This window comes from Streptomyces sp. NBC_01439, assembly GCF_036227605.1.
GTDB lineage: Bacteria > Actinomycetota > Actinomycetes > Streptomycetales > Streptomycetaceae > Streptomyces.
The window spans coordinates 5352826-5367612 of sequence record NZ_CP109487.1 but is presented as its reverse complement, the minus strand read 5'-3'; the positions used below and the strand labels follow the sequence as shown (position 1 = coordinate 5367612).

The window sequence follows — 14787 nt, the reverse complement described above, 5'->3', positions numbered from 1 at the left end:
CAGCGGCGCCGCTGCCGGAAGCCACACGTTCGGCGCCCGCGCCGTTGCCGGGGCTCCGCCCCGGACCCCGCTCCTCAAACGCCGGAGGGGCTGGAACGGCCCGGCAGAGCCGGACGGGGCGGGCCCGGGGGCGCCGAGTTGCCCGGCGGCCGGGCCAGTCGGCGGTTACTCCTCGTGGATCGGGATGCGGCCGTTCACCGGCGGGGTGGCCGGGGACGGAGTTCCCGGGGTGGGGGGCTGGCCCATCGAGGCCAGGAGTTGGCGGGCCACGCCCAGGCCCGTGCCGCCCATCGTCAGGGCCTTCGCGAACATCTCCGACATGCCCTCGGCGCCGTTCAACAGGACCATGTGCTCCACGTTCCCGAAGGCCCCCGCGCCCGCCTCCACGATCGCCGGCCAGTTCTCGGCCAGCTGCTGCGCGACGACCGCCTCCTGGTTCTCCGCCAGCGCGGCGGCCCGCGCCTTGATCGCTTCCGCCTCGGCGAGACCGCGGGCCTTCGCCGACTCCGCCTCCGCGAGGCCCCGCGCCTGCGTAGCCGCGGCCTCCGCCTCACCGGTCGCCCGCGTGGCCTTCGCCGACGCGATGCCCCTCGCCTCCACGGCCTGCGCGTCGGCGGTCGCCGCCGTCGTCACCCGCGTCGCCTCGGCGGCCGCCGCGAGCTCCGTTTCCCGCGCATTCGCCTGCGCCGCCGAGATCCGCGCGTCGCGCTCGGCCTCGGCCCGGGTGCGGGTCTCGTACGCCGCCGCGTCCGCGGGCTTGCGCACGTCCGCCTGCAGCTGCTGCTCGCGCCGGTGCGCCTCGAGCTCCGCGACCCGGGTCTCCTGGACGACGACCTCCTGGCGGGCCGCCGCCTCCGACAGCGGCCCCGCCTGACGGGCCGTCGCCGCCGCCTTGTCCCGCTCGGCCTGGTAGCCGGCCTGGAGGATCTCGCTGTCCCGGGTCGCCTCGGCCATCCGGGCGAAGGCGGCCTGCTCGGCCTCCGTGGCCAGCCGGTTCGCCTCGGCCTGCGCGATCCGCGCGTCCCGCTGCACGGCCGCCGCGTGCGGCATCGCCAGGTTCTTGATGTAGCCGGTCGGGTCCTCGATCTCGTGGATCTGCAGCGAGTCGACAATCAGGCCGAGCTTCTCCATCTCGGTACCGCAGGCCATCCGGGTCTGGCCCGTCAACTTCTCCCGGTCGCGGATCATGTCCTCGACCGTCAACCCGCCCACGATGGACCGCAGATGTCCCGCGAAGACGATGTGCACCCGCTCGGGCATCATCTTCTGCTGGTCCAGGAAGCGGCGGGCCGCGTTGGCGATCGACACGAGGTCGTCGCCGACCTTGAAGATGACGACGCCCTTCACCCGCAGCGGGATGCCCTGGTGGGTGACGCAGTCCACGGACAGCTGCGTCTCGTTGAGGTCCAGGGACAGTTTCCGCACCGCCTGCACACCCGGGAGCACGAGCGTCCCCCGGCCGGTGACGATCCGGAACCCCATGCCCTGCCCGAGGCCCTCGGTCTTGTGCGTGGAGCCGGAGATGACGAGTGCCTCGTTCGGTTCGGCCACCCGCCACATGAGCTTGAACAGGCCGATCAGAGCCACGATTGCGGCGAGAACGATTCCCGCCACGACGCCGATAGCCATCGGCAACGCCCCCTTAGCGCGGTGCCGTTCGGCACCGACGGGGCTGAGTCTGCGCCTGCCGCGGCCCGGCCGGAAGATGCGGGCCGCGTCTTGTCGCCATCCTGATACGTACAGGTGGGACGGGTCGTCAGTTGTCGTAGGCGGCCATCACGTACACCGTGCGCGGCGGCAGGTACTCGACCACCGTCACCACCGTCCCGACGGCGATCCGACCGGTCCCCGCGACCGGGTGGGCGAGGAAGTGTTCCGCCCCGCCCCGGATCCGTACGATGACCTCGCCCACCAGCCCCGGGCCGACCGTCCCGGTCACCCGGCCGGTCAGTCCCACCATGTCCGCGTCGGCGCCCGTGTCCCCCATGGGGCGAGGGTACGCCGCCGCGCCCCGGGACCGGGCCGAGCTACGAGTGGCCGAGGTCCGCGGCCGACAGGTCCGACTCCGAGACCGGGACCGAGCCGCTGTCGGGGGCCGGCCGCAAGGTGAACTCGTCCGAGGCCATCGAGTCGAGCACCGGCGGGGCCGGCCGCAGCGGCGCCGGCATGACCGCGGCCTCCGAGTGGCCGCCGCAGCCGTAGGACAGCGACACCAGACGGCCGTCGGCCGGGCTGAACTCGTTCGCGCAGACGCCGAAGGCCTGACCGAGCGAGCCGCCGATGGCGACGAGGAAGCCGCAGGAGACGCAGGACGCGGGCGCGGCCTGCGCCATCGGGGTCTTGGCGCCGAAGGACTCGTCCCAGCGGTCGGCGGCGGTGTGCAGCCCGTACCGCGAGAGCACGCGGGCCCGGCGCATGCCCAGTTCCTCGGCGACCGAGGTGATGGAGCCGCGTACGGGGACCACCGCGCGGTCGGTGACGTCGGCGTCCTCGGCCTCGACCAGTTCGGCCATCTCGGTGGAGACGACCGAGTTCGGCGGCGGGGTGTCCTCGCCCGACCAGCCCGGCTCCAGGCGCAGGTCCTCGGCGTCGGTGGGCAGCAGGTCGCCGGGGCCCATGTCGCCGGGGCGCAGCCGTTCGCTCCACGGCACCCACTCGGGGGCCAGCAGCGCGTCGTCGCCGGGGAGCAGCACCGTTTCGTCGAGCGTGACGTTCTTCGCGCGGGAGGCGCGGGTCACGGTGACGGCCCAGCGCCAGCCGCGGTAGCCGGGTTCCTTGGACTCGAAGAAGTGGGTGACGACGCGGTCGCCCTCCGCCACGGCGGAGACGTGCGCGCCGACCACTCCGGGGAAGGCGGCCTCCTCGGCCGCCGCGCGGGCGAGTTCTACCGCCTCGACGCAGAGGCGGTCGGGGGTACGCGGGGTACGGCTTCGCGTCGCAGCACTCACTGGTCTCGTTCTCTCCTACGCCGTCTCACGTGTGCGCCGTCCGTACTGTCGTCCACAACGACCCGTCGGTGCTGTCCGTACGGGGCACGGGCGGAGCGGACCAGAGGGCCGCGTCGACGTCCGCACCCGATCGGACTCCGGGCGCACCTCACTGCAACCCATTCTGCGGGATCACGAAGAGGCGCGCGGCCAGGAGCATCCGCCGGTGGCGCGCTACGCACGCTACCTCCTCTCAAGCCTCGGGCACACATGCAAGGTCCGATTCGCGGACAAGCCACCGGCCGCGCGACGCGCCGGGAGGCACCCCGGCAGGGCCGGGTGGGGCACTATGTCGAGTGTGGCACCCGTACGGTCGTCCGACGACGGCTCGGGACCGGCCAGGCGGGCCGGCCGGGCCGTCGGGCGTGCGCTGCACCTTCCTGCGCGGGGGATCCGGCGGGCCACGCACGCGCACGGCGCGGGGGAATCGGGGCTCGGCAAGCTGATCGAGCTGCACGCCATCAACGGCGCCGGCGATGTGATGATCACTGTGGCATTGGCCTCGACGGTGTTCTTCTCCGTTCCCACGGACGAGGCGCGCGGTCGGGTGGCCCTGTACCTGGCGATCACGATGGCCCCCTTCACCGTGCTGGCCCCTGTGATCGGTCCGCTACTGGACCGACTGCCGCACGGCCGGCGGGCGGCGATGGCGGCCTCGATGCTGGCCCGCGCGCTCCTGGCGCTGCTGATGTCGGGTGCGGTGGCCACCGGGGGCATTCAGCTCTACCCGGCGGCGCTGGGCGTGCTGGTGGCGTCCAAGGCCTACGGGGTGGTCCGCAGTGCGGTGGTGCCCCGGCTGCTGCCGCCGAAATTCTCACTCGTGAAGGCGAACTCCCGGGTCACGTTGGCGGGTCTGCTGGCGACGGGCGCGGCGGCGCCGCTGGGTGCGGCCCTGCACCTGATCGGGCCGCCGTGGCCGCTGTACGGGGCCTGTGTGATCTTCGTGTGGGGGACCTTCGCGGCGTTCACGCTGCCGCACAAGGTGGACGAGGCCAAGGGCGAGCGCCGGGCGCGGCTGTCCACGCACGAGGCGCACTCGAAGCGGCCGGGCCTGCGGACGGTCAGCCGGTCGGTGCTGTGCGGGCTGCTGGCGAACGCCTCGATGCGTGCGCTGTCCGGGTTCCTGATCTTCTTCCTGGCGTTCCTGCTGCGCGAGCATCCCGTGGCGGGGCAGAGCGCGGCGGTGTCGCTGGGCATCGTGGGCGTCTCGGCGGGCGTGGGCAACGCCTGCGGTACGGCGGTGGGCGCGTGGCTGCGGGCGCGGGCGCCGGAGGCGATCGTCGCGGCGGTGCTGTGCCTGACCCTGGGCGTGGCGGTGCTCGCGGCGGTGTTCTTCAGCGCGCTGTTCATGGCCGTGCTGGCCGCGACGGCGGGCTTCTGCCAGGCGCTGGCGAAGCTGTCGCTAGACGCGATGATCCAGCGGGACGTGCCGGAGTCGGTGCGGACCTCGGCCTTCGCGCGTTCGGAGACGCTGCTCCAGGTGGCGTGGGTGCTGGGCGGGGCGATCGGCATCGTGCTGCCGCTGAACGGGGTACTGGGGATGTCGGTGGCCGCGGCGATCGTCGCGGTGGGTACGACGTGGGCGGTGCGCGGCGTCCTCTCGGCCCCCCGCCCCCACCACCCGGACCCCTCCCGCCCCCGCGTGGCGTAACGATCACCCACGCCGACTGATCCAGCCCCGCCGGCGTTTGAGGCGCGGGGTCCGGGGCGGAGCCCCGGGAATGCCCGGGCGGAGCCCGGGGCCGCTCGCGCGGCGGCGCCGCACCGGCAGATCCACGCCGCGCCGCAGGCCACCGGTACCCCGTGCGGCGGCGCAGCCCACCGGCCCGATAGCCTTCGGCTCATGACCGCACCGCTTTTCTCGGGTAGGGCCCGCCGCAGCGTCGCGGCCCTCGGAGCCGTGTCCGCCGGCCTCCTCCTCCTCTCCGCCTGCGGCGAGAAGCCGACGCCGCTGGCGACCGTGACGGTCGGCACCTCGTCGGTGTCCGCCGAAGCCTCCTGCCACAACGACGGCAAGGAGCTCTCCATGGACCAGGTCCAGGAGTGCCTCACCAACCTCAAGAACCCCAAGACCGTCGAGTACGCCCGGGGCGACACCCTGCGCCTCGGGGTCGAGCCGGAGATCGTCGAGGACGGCAAGCGCTGGTCGGCGGTCCTGGACGGGCAGCCGATCACCGAGCCCTCCTCGAACACCTACCGCAGCTTCCCGGGCGCCGACGTCTTCGCGACCGGAGGCCAGGGCGAGGCCCCCTCCTCGAAGAAGCTCGCGTTCCTGCAGATCGCCGAGGACGGCAAGCCGCTCGCCGTCTGGTCCTTCAACCTCAAGCTCAAGTAGCCGGGCGGCAGCGGTGCGCGCGCTCGTCGTGACCGCGGTGGCGGCGGAGGCAGACTCCGTCACCACCGGGCTGACCCCTCATCCGGACACGTTCGGTCCTGAGCCACGCACCTTGCCCGGGGGTTACCTCGTCCACCGCCGGGACCTTCCGGGCATCGCCTTCGACGTGCTCGTCGGGGGCGTCGGTCCGGCGGCGGCCGCCGCCGGGACCGCCACCGCCCTGGCCCTCGCCGACTACTCGCTCGTCGTCTGCGCCGGCATCGGCGGCGGGTTCGCGCCCGCCGCCCCGCTCGGTTCCCTCGTGGTCGCCGACGCGATCGTCGCCGCCGACCTGGGGGCCGAGACCCCCGACGGCTTCCTCGCCGTGAGCGAGCTCGGCTTCGGGCACAGCGTGCACCTGCCGCCCGCCGAACTCGCCGCCCGCGCCGCCGAGGCGACCGGGGCGCTGCTCGCGCCCGTGCTGACCGTCTCCACCGTGACCGGGACCGCCGCCCGGGCCGCCGCGCTCGCCGCCCGGCACCCGATGGCCGGGGCCGAGGCCATGGAGGGTTTCGGGGTCGCGGAGGCGGCCGCCGCACACGGGCTGCCCGTACTGGAGATCCGCGCCGTGTCCAACGCCGTGGGCCCCCGTGACCGTGCCGCCTGGCGGATCGGGGACGCGCTCACCGCGCTCGCCGACGGCTTCCGCGTGCTGGGGCCCGTACTCGCGAACTGGGGAGAACGCCATGAGCACGACCACCGGTGAACCGCTGAAGATCGCCTATTCGCCCTGCCCGAACGACACCTTCGTCTTCGACGCGTGGGCCCACGGCCGGGTGCCGGGCGCGCCCGCCCTCGACGTCACCTTCGCGGACATCGACATCACCAACGGCATGGCCGAGCGCGGCGAGCTGGACGTGCTGAAGGTGTCGTACGCCGTGCTGCCGTGGGTGCTGGAGGAGTACGCGCTGCTGCCCTGCGGCGGGGCGCTGGGACGCGGTTGCGGCCCGTTGGTGCTGACCCGCGAGCCGGGGATCGACCTGGCCGGGCGGACGGTGGCCGTGCCGAGCGAACGCTCCACCGCCTACCTGCTGTTCCGGCTGTGGGCCGCGGACGTGCTGCCGGAGGGCGTCGGCAAGGTCGTCGTCCTGCCGTTCCACGAGATCATGCCGGCGGTCCGGGACGGCCGGGTGGACGCCGGGCTGGTGATCCACGAGGCCCGGTTCACCTATCAGGACTACGGGTTGCACTGCCTGGCCGACATGGGTGAGCACTGGGAGTCCACGACCGGCCTGCCGATCCCGCTCGGCGCGATCATCGCCCGGCGCTCGCTGGGCGCGGAGCGGCTGCGCGCGCTGGCCGAGTCGGCCCGTACCTCGGTCCGGATGGCCTGGGACGACCCGGAGGCCTCCCGCCCGTACGTCCGCGCGCACGCCCAGGAGCTCGACCCGGCCGTCGCCGACCAGCACATCGGTCTCTACGTCAACGAGTTCACCGCCGGCCTCGGCGAGTCCGGCTACGCGGCGGTGCGCGGGCTGCTCACCCGGGCGGCGGCCGAGGGACTGGTACCGGCCATCCCGCCCGGCTCGCTGGACTTCCCGCAGGACTGACCGCCCTGTACGCGCGGCTGCGCCCCGCCGCTCTTTCGAGTGGCGGGGCGCAGCCGTACGCGTGACGGCGCGGGGCTCAGACGTCGAGCTGGTCGGCGACCGCGCGCAGCAGTCCGGCGATCTTCGTGCCGTGCACCTTGTCGGGGTAGCGGCCGCGCTCGAGCATCGGGGTGATGTTCTCGAGCAGGGTCGTGAGGTCCTGCACGATCGAGGCGAGCTCGTCGGGCTTGCGCCGCTGCGCCGCTGCGACGGAGGGCGCCGGGTCCAGTACCGTCACCGAAAGTGCCTGGTCACCGCGCTGGCCCGCGACGACACCGAACTCGACGCGCTGGCCGGGCTTGAGAGCGTCCACCCCGGCAGGGAGCACCGACGAGTGGACGAAGACGTCGCCGCCGTCGTCACGGGAGAGAAAGCCGAAGCCCTTCTCACTGTTGAACCACTTGACCTTGCCGGTAGGCACGTCCGTCCTCTGTCCTTGTGCTCGTCGGGGGTCCGAAGGGCCGCGAACGGCTCCGGACAACAGCGCAGCGGGCCATGAGTGACCCGCCACCTCAAGGCTAATGGTCGGGGGCCGGGTGACAAGACGTTCCCCGGTCCTTCACGGTCGGCTGCTTCGGCCAGGGAACTACCCTGGTGAGGTGACTGTTACTCCTCATTCAGACGAAGCGCGGCCCGGCGACGGACTGGTCAAGGCCGGCGGCATCGTGTTCATCGCCGGGGCCGTGGCGACGCTGGCGACCATGGCCCCGCTCTTCCTCGACATGGACCCGTTCCCGTCGTACGCGTGGGCGGTCTGCATGCTCATGGGCGTCGGGTTCGCCATCTCCGCGGCGGGCGTGCTCCGCTCGGCCGCGGCGCAGCGCAGGGCCGCGCGGGCCTCGCAGGCGTAGCGGCCCGGGCGGCGGTCAGACGGGCTGTGCGGCGACGTACTGCGCGAGCCACTGCGGCAGCGCGGTGAGGTCGGGCAGGACCACGTCCGCGCCCGCCTCGCGCAGTTCCTCCTCGGGGCACGGCCCGGTGGGCACCACCACGGACAGCGCGCCGGCCGTGCGGGCCCCGCGTACGTCACCGACGTGGTCGCCGACGTAGACCTGCGCCCCGTACTCGCGCAGTGCACCGGCCTTGGCCTCCGCCCAGAGCCAGCCGACGACAGCGTCGGCCTCGATGCCGAGGTGCGACAGGTGCAGGCGGGCGTTGGGCTCGTGCTTGGCCGTGACGACGATCGCGCGGCCGCCGAGCGCCTGGACGGCCTCGATCGCCTCGCGGGCGCCCGGCATCGCCGGGGTCGGCCCGATGGCGTACGTGGGGTAGATCTCGCGGTAGCGCTCCGTCATGGCCGGGATCTCGGCCTCCGGGAACCAGTGCGCGAGCTCCTCCTCCAGCGGCGGGCCCAGCCGGGTGACCGCCTCGTCGGCATCGATGAAGGTTCCCGTCTCGGCGGAGAGGGCCTGGTAGGCGGCCCTGATTCCCGGGCGCGAGTCGATGAGGGTCATGTCGAGGTCGAAGCCGACGGTGAGGTTCATGCCTCCCATTGTGCCGAGGCGGCCGTACGGGAGGCCGACTGCGGGCCTACGCCGGGGGAACGCCCGCCGAGGACTGCCCGACCTGAATTCTTCACATCCGTGCTCAACCTTTTCCCGGCGGCAGTGCTCAGGGCAGGGGTGAGAGACACGATGTGAAGGGGAGGGCGGATGCCACCAGGCACCGAGCACGACTTCGAGGCCTTTGCCCGGGCCAGTCAGCGCAAGCTGTACCGGACCGCGTACCTGCTGTGCGGCAACGCCGACGGCGCACGCGATCTGACACAGACGACGCTCGCGAAACTGTTCCAGCACTGGCGGCGGGCGTCGGCCGCCGAGTATCCCGACGCGTACGCCAGAACCGTGCTGACCCGTACCTTCCTCGCCGAGCGGCGCCGGCGGCTGCGGGACCTGCTGGCCCACCGGCGCGCCGGTCCGCCGCCCCGAGCCGAGCACGCCGACCTGCGCGTCACCCTGCTCGCCGCGCTGGCCGAACTGCCCCCGCGGGCCCGCGCCATGGTCGTCCTGCGCTACTGGGAGGACCTGAGCGTCGAGACCGTCGCCGAACTGCTGCGCTGCAGCGAGGGCACGGTCAAGAGCCAGTGCTCACGCGCCCTGGTGAAGCTGCGCGCGCGGCTCGGCGAGGCCCACATCTACGCGACCGAGAGCTGAGGAGACGCCATGGGTACCAACGAAGACCACACCGAGGACCGGGCCACGGCCGTGCTCGTCCGGGACGTGATGGACCGTGCGCTGGCGGAACTGCCCGCCACGGCGGACCTGGTGGGGCCGGCCCGCGCCCAGGGCCTGCGCCGCAGGGCGCGCGTCCGGGCGGCGATCGGCGGTGCGGTACTGGCCGTGGCCGGGCTCGGCCTGGCCGGGGCCTTCGTCCTGCCGGGCGACGGCGACGACCGGGGGGCGACGGGATCCACCGGGGTCGTGGACGTGGCCGGGCCGCCGACGAGCTCCGGACCGCCGCCGCCGATCCACCTCGAACCCAGCCCGGGCGAATCGTCGATGGCCGACCTGCCACCCGCCGAACGGGCCCGCCTGGAGAACTTCCAGAACCGGGCCGTCGGTGTGCTCCAGCAGCTGCTGCCCCCGTCGGTCGGCACCGTGCAGCGCATCGACCTGGGCGTGCAGCAGTACCAGGGCACCAAGGACGGCAAGACCTTCCGCATCACCTTCTCGGTGCGGCCGTCCGAACCGGGCATGGCGCCCGGGAACTGCCGCGAGATCAAGGGCACGGTCTGCTCGAAGGCCACCCTGCCCGGCGGCATCCGGGCCGATGCGGCCGTCTCGCCGATCAACAACGGCAACGTCACCGAATCCCGGCTCTGGTTCCGTTACGGAGCCAGCGACGTCTCGCTGAGGGTCGGCCCGCACGACGCGTCGAACACCTCAGCGCCCGTCACCGCCCAGCAGCTCCTCGACGTCGCCGGGTCGGCCGCCTTCCTCGATCTGGTCAAGGCGGCCGACCGCGACCCGGTGGAGGAGATGCCGCACACGGTCATCGGCGGCTGACCGGCCTACCGCCGCCGCGCGCGCCACACCAGGTACAGCGCGGATGCCAGTGCGGCGCCCCGCAGGACCCACGGCCACATCCCGTGCAGGGCCCCGCTCAGCTGGTCATCGGACAGGGCCTCGCCCCATTTGCCGTTCATCCGGCCCCACACCCACAGCACCGCACCGGTGAGCACCGCGCCGGGTGGGCCGAGGACCACCCACTTGCGCTCGGCCGGCCCCAGCACGCGCGAGGCGTACGGAAGGAGCCAGCCGACCACGAGGAGCAGCCAGTAGCCGGTGAGCACGCCGACGACGAGGACGGCGGCCGCCAGCATGAGCAAGGCGTTCGGTCGCGGGCGGCCGGCGGGGGCCGCCGGGGCGTCCGGCGCGGCGGCCCCGGCCGCCGCGTCCTTCTTCGCGCGCCGCCGCTCGCGCAGGAACCGTACGAGGCTCCGCGCCCGCCCCTCCTGCGCCCCGGGCGGGGCCGGTGCCGCCTCCTTCGCCTGCGGGTCGTCCTCCGGTCCTTCCTTGAACAGGTCCGGGATCTCGATGCCGCCCGCGAAGCCCTCGACCTGCGGACCCGCCCCGTGCGTCCCCGGGCTCATCCGCCACCAGTCGGGCTCGGCCCCGCCGGAGGGGCCGAGCTCGTCCAGCCCGGCCAGGTGCGGCGGCACGTTCTCGGGTTCCGCCGCCGGGCGGGCCGGGGGCACGTTCTGGCGGCGCAGACGGCCCGGTCCCCGCTGGACGGGGACCGACAGGCCGATGTCGGCGGGGGCGGGGGCGGGGGCCGCGGGGGCACGGGCCGCGCCCCGGCGGGCGCCGAGGGTGTCCAGTACCTCCTCGGGCGTGCCGATCCGCTCCAGGATGCGCCGTACGGCGGCCGGGGTGTCCGGGTCGTACTTGGCGCGCCGGCGGTCGATTTCGTCCCGCAGCCCCGACACCAACCGCATCCGGTCGCCGGAGGACAGCTGCCGTTGTTGCGCCAAGTCCCCGACGCGGCTCAGATATTCGTAGACCAGGTGGTCGCTTTCGATCCCCACGCCCAGGCTCCTCCCTTACCCCCTGTCCCGAAGGTAGCGCGTGCGCCCGTGGAGCTGCTGCGGGCGCAGCGGATACCGTTGACCGGATGGGGACCGGCCGACTGACCGGCCGACGCGACCAGGAGGCGACTGTGCCCGAGGCAAGCACTGCGGCGGGATCCGCCGGCGGGAGCCCGGCGGGAAGCTCCCCGCGCTCACTCGCCGAGGCGCTGCGCGCCCGTGACGACGCGGCGCTCGCGGCCCTGTTGCGGGCCCGCCCGGACCTGCTCGGACCGGTGCCCGGCGATGTGACGCAGCTGGCCACCCGGGCCGGAACCCGGGCGTCGGTGGTGCGCGCCCTGGACCGGCTGGACCGGTTCGCGCTGCAGACCGCCGAGGCCCTGGCGGTGGGCCCGGACCCGTGCCCGTACGCGGTGCTGGAGGGGCTGCTGACGGGCGGCGAGGACGAACGGGCCCGCGCCGCGCTCCCCGACGCCCTGGCCGTCCTGCGCGACCAGGCCCTGGTGTGGGGCGACGAGGACCGGCTGCGGCTGGTCCGCACGGCGCGCGAGCTGCTGGCCCCCTCGGCCTCCCGCCCCTCGCCCACCGGGCTGGGTCCGACCGTTGCCGAGGCCACGGCCGGGATGTCGCCGACCCGGGTGCAGGAGATCGTGGCGGCCGTCGGGCTGCCCGCCACCCACGACCCGGTGTCCGCGGTGACCGCGCTGACCGGGCTGTTCACCGATCCGGAGCGGATGTCGGCGCTGCTGGACGAGGCCCCGGCGGAGGCGCACCAGGTGCTGGGGCGGCTCGTGTGGGGGCCGCCGTACGGGGAGGTGACCCCGAATCCGACGCCGCCGGTGCGCTGGCTGCGCGACCGGGGGCTGCTGCTGCCCGCGACGGCGCGGACCGTCGTGCTGCCCCGCGAGGTGGCGCTGCACCTGCGCGGCGGGCTCGCGCACCGGGACACCGCGCCGGTGGCCCCGCCGGTGCCCGCGCACCGCGAACACCGTCCACAGCTCGTGGACGCGAACGCAGCCGGTCAGGCGCTGGCCGCGCTGGCCACGGTCGAGGAACTGGTGAAGTCCTGGGAGCACGCCGGTCCGCCGGTGCTGCGGGCGGGCGGGCTGTCCGTACGGGACCTCAAGCGGACCGCGGCCGCGCTGGACACGACCGAGCAGCAGGCGGCCTTCTGGGCCGAACTGGCCTACGCGACGGGTCTGCTGGCCAGCGACGGGGAGGCGGACGAGCGGTACGCGCCCACCCCGGCCTTCGACGACTGGCTCGAACTGCCGCCCGCCGAGCGCTGGTCGCAGCTCGCGGCGGCCTGGCTGCCGGCCACCCGCACGGCACCGCTGGTCGGCGAGCAGGACGCCAAGGGGCGCACGCTCTCCGCGCTCGGCCCCGAACTCGACCGGTCCGCCGCCCCCGAGGTGCGCCGGCGCGTGCTGGAACTGCTCGGGGAACTGCCCGAGGGCGCCTCGCCCGACCCGGAGGCCCTGCTGGCGCGGCTCGCCTGGGAGCGTCCCGTACGCGGGGCGAGCGATCTGCGGGCCCGGCTCGCGCACTGGGCGCTGGCCGAGGCAGAGGTCCTCGGCGTGACCGGCCGGGGCGCCCTGTCCGGGCCCGGCCGGGCCCTGCTGGAGCACCGCGACCCGGCGCCGCTGCTGGCCCCGCTGCTGCCGGAGCCGGTGGACCACGTACTGCTCCAGGCCGACCTGACGGCGGTGGCCCCGGGCCCGCTGCTCCGCCCGCTGGGCGACACCCTGGCGGTGCTCGCGGACGTGGAGTCCAAGGGCGGGGCGACGGTGTACCGGTTCACGCCCGGCTCGGTGCGCCGGGCCCTGGACGCCGGCCATGCCGCCGCGGACCTGCAGGCCTTCCTCAAGGAGCACAGCCGTACCCCGGTGCCGCAGCCGCTGGCCTACCTGATCGACGACGTGGCCCGCCGGCACGGACACCTGCGGGTCGGCGCCGCCTCCTCGTACGTGCGCTGCGACGACGACGCGATGCTGGGCGAGATCCTGGCCGACAAGCGCTCGGCCGGGCTGGGGCTGCGCCGCCTGGCGCCGACGGTGCTGGCGGCGCAGGCGGATCCGACCGTCCTGCTGGAGGGGTTGCGGGCGATGGGGTACGCGCCGGCCGCGGAGTCCCGTACCGGCGACGTGCTGGTGGCGCGGGCCGACGCCCGCCGCACCCCGGCCCGCTCGGCGCCCGTACCGGTGCCGGAGGGTCCGCCGGTGCCGGACGCGACGCTGCTGGCGGCGGCGGTACGGGCGATCCGCGCGGGCGACGTGGCGGCGACGGCGGTGCGCAAGGAGCCCGCGACGGCCTCCGCCGCCGGGGCCGGGGTGCCGGGCGAACTGCCGCGCACGAGCGCGGCGGAGACCCTGGCGACGGTGCAGGCGGCCGCGCTGACCGGGTCGGCGGTGTGGATCGGGTACGTGAACGCGGAGGGTGCGGCGAGCCAGCGGGTCATCGCGCCGGTCCGGGTGGAGGGCGGCTTCGTCACCGGCTACGACCACACGGCGGACGAGGTGCGGACGTACGCGCTGCACCGGATCACCGGTGTCGCGGAACTGGCGGACGATCAGGTGTAGGGGTGGAAACCCGGTGGCCGGTCGGGTGACGGGCCGCCATCCTGAACGCATGTCCGACGAGCACGTACCGAACCGCCAGATCCGCGCGGCGCACACCGACACCACGATCACGGTGTACCAGGCCTACTCCCCCTCGCTCGGGGTGCCGGCCGCCCGTGACGGCCGCTTCCCGCCCGCCTGGAAGCGCGAGCGCATGACGTGGATCAAGCCGTCGTTCCTGTGGATGATGTACCGCTGCGGTTGGGGGACCAAGGCCGACCAGGAGACGGTGCTGGCCGTCGAAATCACCCGCGAGGGCTTCGACCGGGCGCTGCGCGACGCCTGCCTGTCCCACTACGTGCCGGGTGTGCACGGGAACCAGCCGACCTGGAAGGAAGCGCTGCTCGGTGCGCCGGCCCGGGTCCAGTGGGACCCGGAGCGGGACCTGCGGCTGAATCCGCTGCCGTACCGCTCGCTCCAGTTGGGGCTGTCCGGTCCGGCGTCGCGGGCGTACGCCGACGAGTGGACGGTCGGCATCCGCGATGTGACCGGGCTGGCCCGGGAGATCCGCGGCCTGCTCGGGGCCGGGGACGAGGCGGCGGCGCGCGCCCTGCTGCCGGCGGAGACCCCCTACCCCGCGGGGCCGCTGCCGCACCTGGGGGCGTAGCCGGGCGGTTCAGTCCCGGATGAGCAGGACGACGAATCCCACGACGGCGCCCAGCAGCAGGGCGAGCAGGGAGTAGCGGGGCCGGTTCTCGCGCAGCACCGGCAGGTGGTGGTCGACGGAGAAGCGGCCTGGCCCGGTGAGGGTGAGGGCGACGATCGCGGCGAACAGGACCACTTCGAGTTCCACGCCCTTGGGCGGGAAGTAGGCGCTCAGGCCCCGGACGTCGAGGATGTTGATGAAGGTGCCGGTCAGGGCCGCTCCGGCGAGCGGGGTGAGCAGGCCGAGGGCGAGGCCGAGGCCGCCCAGGGTCTCGGCGAGACCGGCGATGACGGCCATGGCGTCCCCGGCGGGGTAGCCGGCCATCGTGAAGCCCTTGCCGGTCGCGGTGAGGCCCGGGCCGCCGAACCAGCCGAAGAGCTTCATCGTGCCGTGGCCGGCCATGCTGAGGCCGACGACGAGCCGGAGCAGGAGCAGGCCGGTGTCGTGGGTGACGGTGGTGGCGGGGGCCGGGGAGGGGCTGAAGAGCGTGCGGTCCCGGCTTGCTTGCGTCATGGGGGTCCGTTCCGACGTCGCCGGTGGGCGTCT

At 74.4% G+C, this 14787-nt stretch carries 16 protein-coding genes; 9 read left to right on the top strand and 7 right to left on the bottom strand.

All coding sequences use genetic code 11. The features are described 5' to 3' along the window. Window positions 1-165 precede the first annotated feature (165 nt). The 3 genes from OG207_RS24245 to OG207_RS24235 all read right to left on the bottom strand — a co-directional run bounded on the left by OG207_RS24245 (window position 166) and on the right by OG207_RS24235 (window position 2948). The gene (locus tag OG207_RS24245) at window positions 166-1629 is read right to left on the bottom strand and encodes a flotillin family protein (protein WP_329100757.1); all 1464 of its coding nucleotides are present in this window, start codon (window positions 1627-1629) and stop codon (window positions 166-168) included. Window positions 1630-1756: 127 nt separating this feature from the next. After that, entirely contained in the window at window positions 1757-1987 is a 231-nt protein-coding gene (locus OG207_RS24240; protein ID WP_030011817.1) for a hypothetical protein, read from the bottom strand. Window positions 1988-2027: 40 nt separating this feature from the next. Further along, complete coding sequence (locus OG207_RS24235) at window positions 2028-2948, bottom strand: DUF3027 domain-containing protein (protein ID WP_329100755.1); 921 nt, start codon at window positions 2946-2948, stop codon at window positions 2028-2030. Between the two features lie 328 nt (window positions 2949-3276). Between OG207_RS24235 and OG207_RS24230 the strand changes: the two genes are divergently transcribed. The 4 genes from OG207_RS24230 (at window position 3277) to OG207_RS24215 (ending at window position 6911) form a co-directional block, all read left to right on the top strand. After that, window positions 3277-4638: an MFS transporter gene (locus OG207_RS24230; protein WP_329100753.1), complete on the top strand. Its 1362-nt coding sequence runs from the start codon at window positions 3277-3279 to the stop codon at window positions 4636-4638. 192 nt (window positions 4639-4830) lie between these two features. After that, window positions 4831-5322 (top strand): DUF2771 domain-containing protein, encoded by a 492-nt coding sequence (locus tag OG207_RS24225; RefSeq protein ID WP_150257960.1) that lies wholly within the window; start codon window positions 4831-4833, stop codon window positions 5320-5322. Window positions 5323-5335: 13 nt separating this feature from the next. Further along, window positions 5336-6067 carry a futalosine hydrolase gene (locus OG207_RS24220; RefSeq protein WP_329100751.1) on the top strand — a complete coding sequence of 244 codons (732 nt, stop codon included), beginning with the start codon at window positions 5336-5338 and terminating at the stop codon, window positions 6065-6067. Continuing rightward, window positions 6048-6911 (top strand): 1,4-dihydroxy-6-naphthoate synthase, encoded by an 864-nt coding sequence (locus tag OG207_RS24215; protein ID WP_329100749.1) that lies wholly within the window; start codon window positions 6048-6050, stop codon window positions 6909-6911. Before OG207_RS24220 ends, OG207_RS24215 begins: the two co-directional genes overlap by 20 nt. Before the next feature lie 76 nt (window positions 6912-6987). Here the strand turns inward: OG207_RS24215 and OG207_RS24210 are convergent, their stop codons facing one another. Further along, window positions 6988-7371: a cold-shock protein gene (locus OG207_RS24210; protein WP_030012939.1), complete on the bottom strand. Its 384-nt coding sequence runs from the start codon at window positions 7369-7371 to the stop codon at window positions 6988-6990. Between the two features lie 178 nt (window positions 7372-7549). On the opposite strand from OG207_RS24210, the gene OG207_RS24205 reads away from it, so the two are divergent. Next, window positions 7550-7801: a hypothetical protein gene (locus OG207_RS24205; RefSeq protein WP_030012938.1), complete on the top strand. Its 252-nt coding sequence runs from the start codon at window positions 7550-7552 to the stop codon at window positions 7799-7801. A 15-nt stretch (window positions 7802-7816) separates the two neighbouring features. Here the strand turns inward: OG207_RS24205 and OG207_RS24200 are convergent, their stop codons facing one another. After that, the gene (locus tag OG207_RS24200) at window positions 7817-8443 is read right to left on the bottom strand and encodes an HAD family hydrolase (RefSeq protein WP_329100747.1); all 627 of its coding nucleotides are present in this window, start codon (window positions 8441-8443) and stop codon (window positions 7817-7819) included. Window positions 8444-8602: 159 nt separating this feature from the next. Here OG207_RS24200 and OG207_RS24195 point away from each other — a divergent pair, with 159 nt between their 5' ends. After that, on the top strand, window positions 8603-9103 hold the full coding sequence (locus tag OG207_RS24195) for a SigE family RNA polymerase sigma factor (protein WP_329100745.1): 501 nt from the start codon (window positions 8603-8605) through the stop codon (window positions 9101-9103). 9 nt (window positions 9104-9112) lie between these two features. Further along, entirely contained in the window at window positions 9113-9955 is an 843-nt protein-coding gene (locus OG207_RS24190) for a hypothetical protein (RefSeq protein ID WP_329100743.1), read from the top strand. 5 nt (window positions 9956-9960) lie between these two features. Here OG207_RS24190 and OG207_RS24185 read toward each other — a convergent pair whose 3' ends face one another. After that, the gene (locus tag OG207_RS24185) at window positions 9961-10977 is read right to left on the bottom strand and encodes a hypothetical protein (protein WP_329100742.1); all 1017 of its coding nucleotides are present in this window, start codon (window positions 10975-10977) and stop codon (window positions 9961-9963) included. 86 nt (window positions 10978-11063) lie between these two features. Between OG207_RS24185 and OG207_RS24180 the strand changes: the two genes are divergently transcribed. After that, window positions 11064-13556 (top strand): helicase C-terminal domain-containing protein, encoded by a 2493-nt coding sequence (locus tag OG207_RS24180; protein ID WP_329100740.1) that lies wholly within the window; start codon window positions 11064-11066, stop codon window positions 13554-13556. 49 nt (window positions 13557-13605) lie between these two features. Then, window positions 13606-14202: a DUF4291 domain-containing protein gene (locus OG207_RS24175; RefSeq protein WP_329100738.1), complete on the top strand. Its 597-nt coding sequence runs from the start codon at window positions 13606-13608 to the stop codon at window positions 14200-14202. A 9-nt stretch (window positions 14203-14211) separates the two neighbouring features. Here the strand turns inward: OG207_RS24175 and OG207_RS24170 are convergent, their stop codons facing one another. Further along, window positions 14212-14754, bottom strand: a complete 543-nt coding sequence (locus OG207_RS24170; RefSeq protein WP_329100736.1) for a DoxX family protein — start codon at window positions 14752-14754, stop codon at window positions 14212-14214. Window positions 14755-14787: the final 33 nt, after the last annotated feature.

Coding starts and splice junctions, on each gene's coding strand:
- OG207_RS24245 (WP_329100757.1), bottom strand. CDS start 1,629: ATGGCTATCGGCGTCGTGGCGGGAATCGTTCTCGCCGCAATCGTGGCT.
- OG207_RS24240 (WP_030011817.1), bottom strand. CDS start 1,987: ATGGGGGACACGGGCGCCGACGCGGACATGGTGGGACTGACCGGCCGG.
- OG207_RS24170 (WP_329100736.1), bottom strand. CDS start 14,754: ATGACGCAAGCAAGCCGGGACCGCACGCTCTTCAGCCCCTCCCCGGCC.
- OG207_RS24195 (WP_329100745.1), top strand. CDS start 8,603: ATGCCACCAGGCACCGAGCACGACTTCGAGGCCTTTGCCCGGGCCAGT.
- OG207_RS24180 (WP_329100740.1), top strand. CDS start 11,064: ATGGGGACCGGCCGACTGACCGGCCGACGCGACCAGGAGGCGACTGTG.
- OG207_RS24190 (WP_329100743.1), top strand. CDS start 9,113: ATGGGTACCAACGAAGACCACACCGAGGACCGGGCCACGGCCGTGCTC.
- OG207_RS24230 (WP_329100753.1), top strand. CDS start 3,277: ATGTCGAGTGTGGCACCCGTACGGTCGTCCGACGACGGCTCGGGACCG.
- OG207_RS24200 (WP_329100747.1), bottom strand. CDS start 8,443: ATGGGAGGCATGAACCTCACCGTCGGCTTCGACCTCGACATGACCCTC.
- OG207_RS24225 (WP_150257960.1), top strand. CDS start 4,831: ATGACCGCACCGCTTTTCTCGGGTAGGGCCCGCCGCAGCGTCGCGGCC.
- OG207_RS24175 (WP_329100738.1), top strand. CDS start 13,606: ATGTCCGACGAGCACGTACCGAACCGCCAGATCCGCGCGGCGCACACC.
- OG207_RS24215 (WP_329100749.1), top strand. CDS start 6,048: ATGAGCACGACCACCGGTGAACCGCTGAAGATCGCCTATTCGCCCTGC.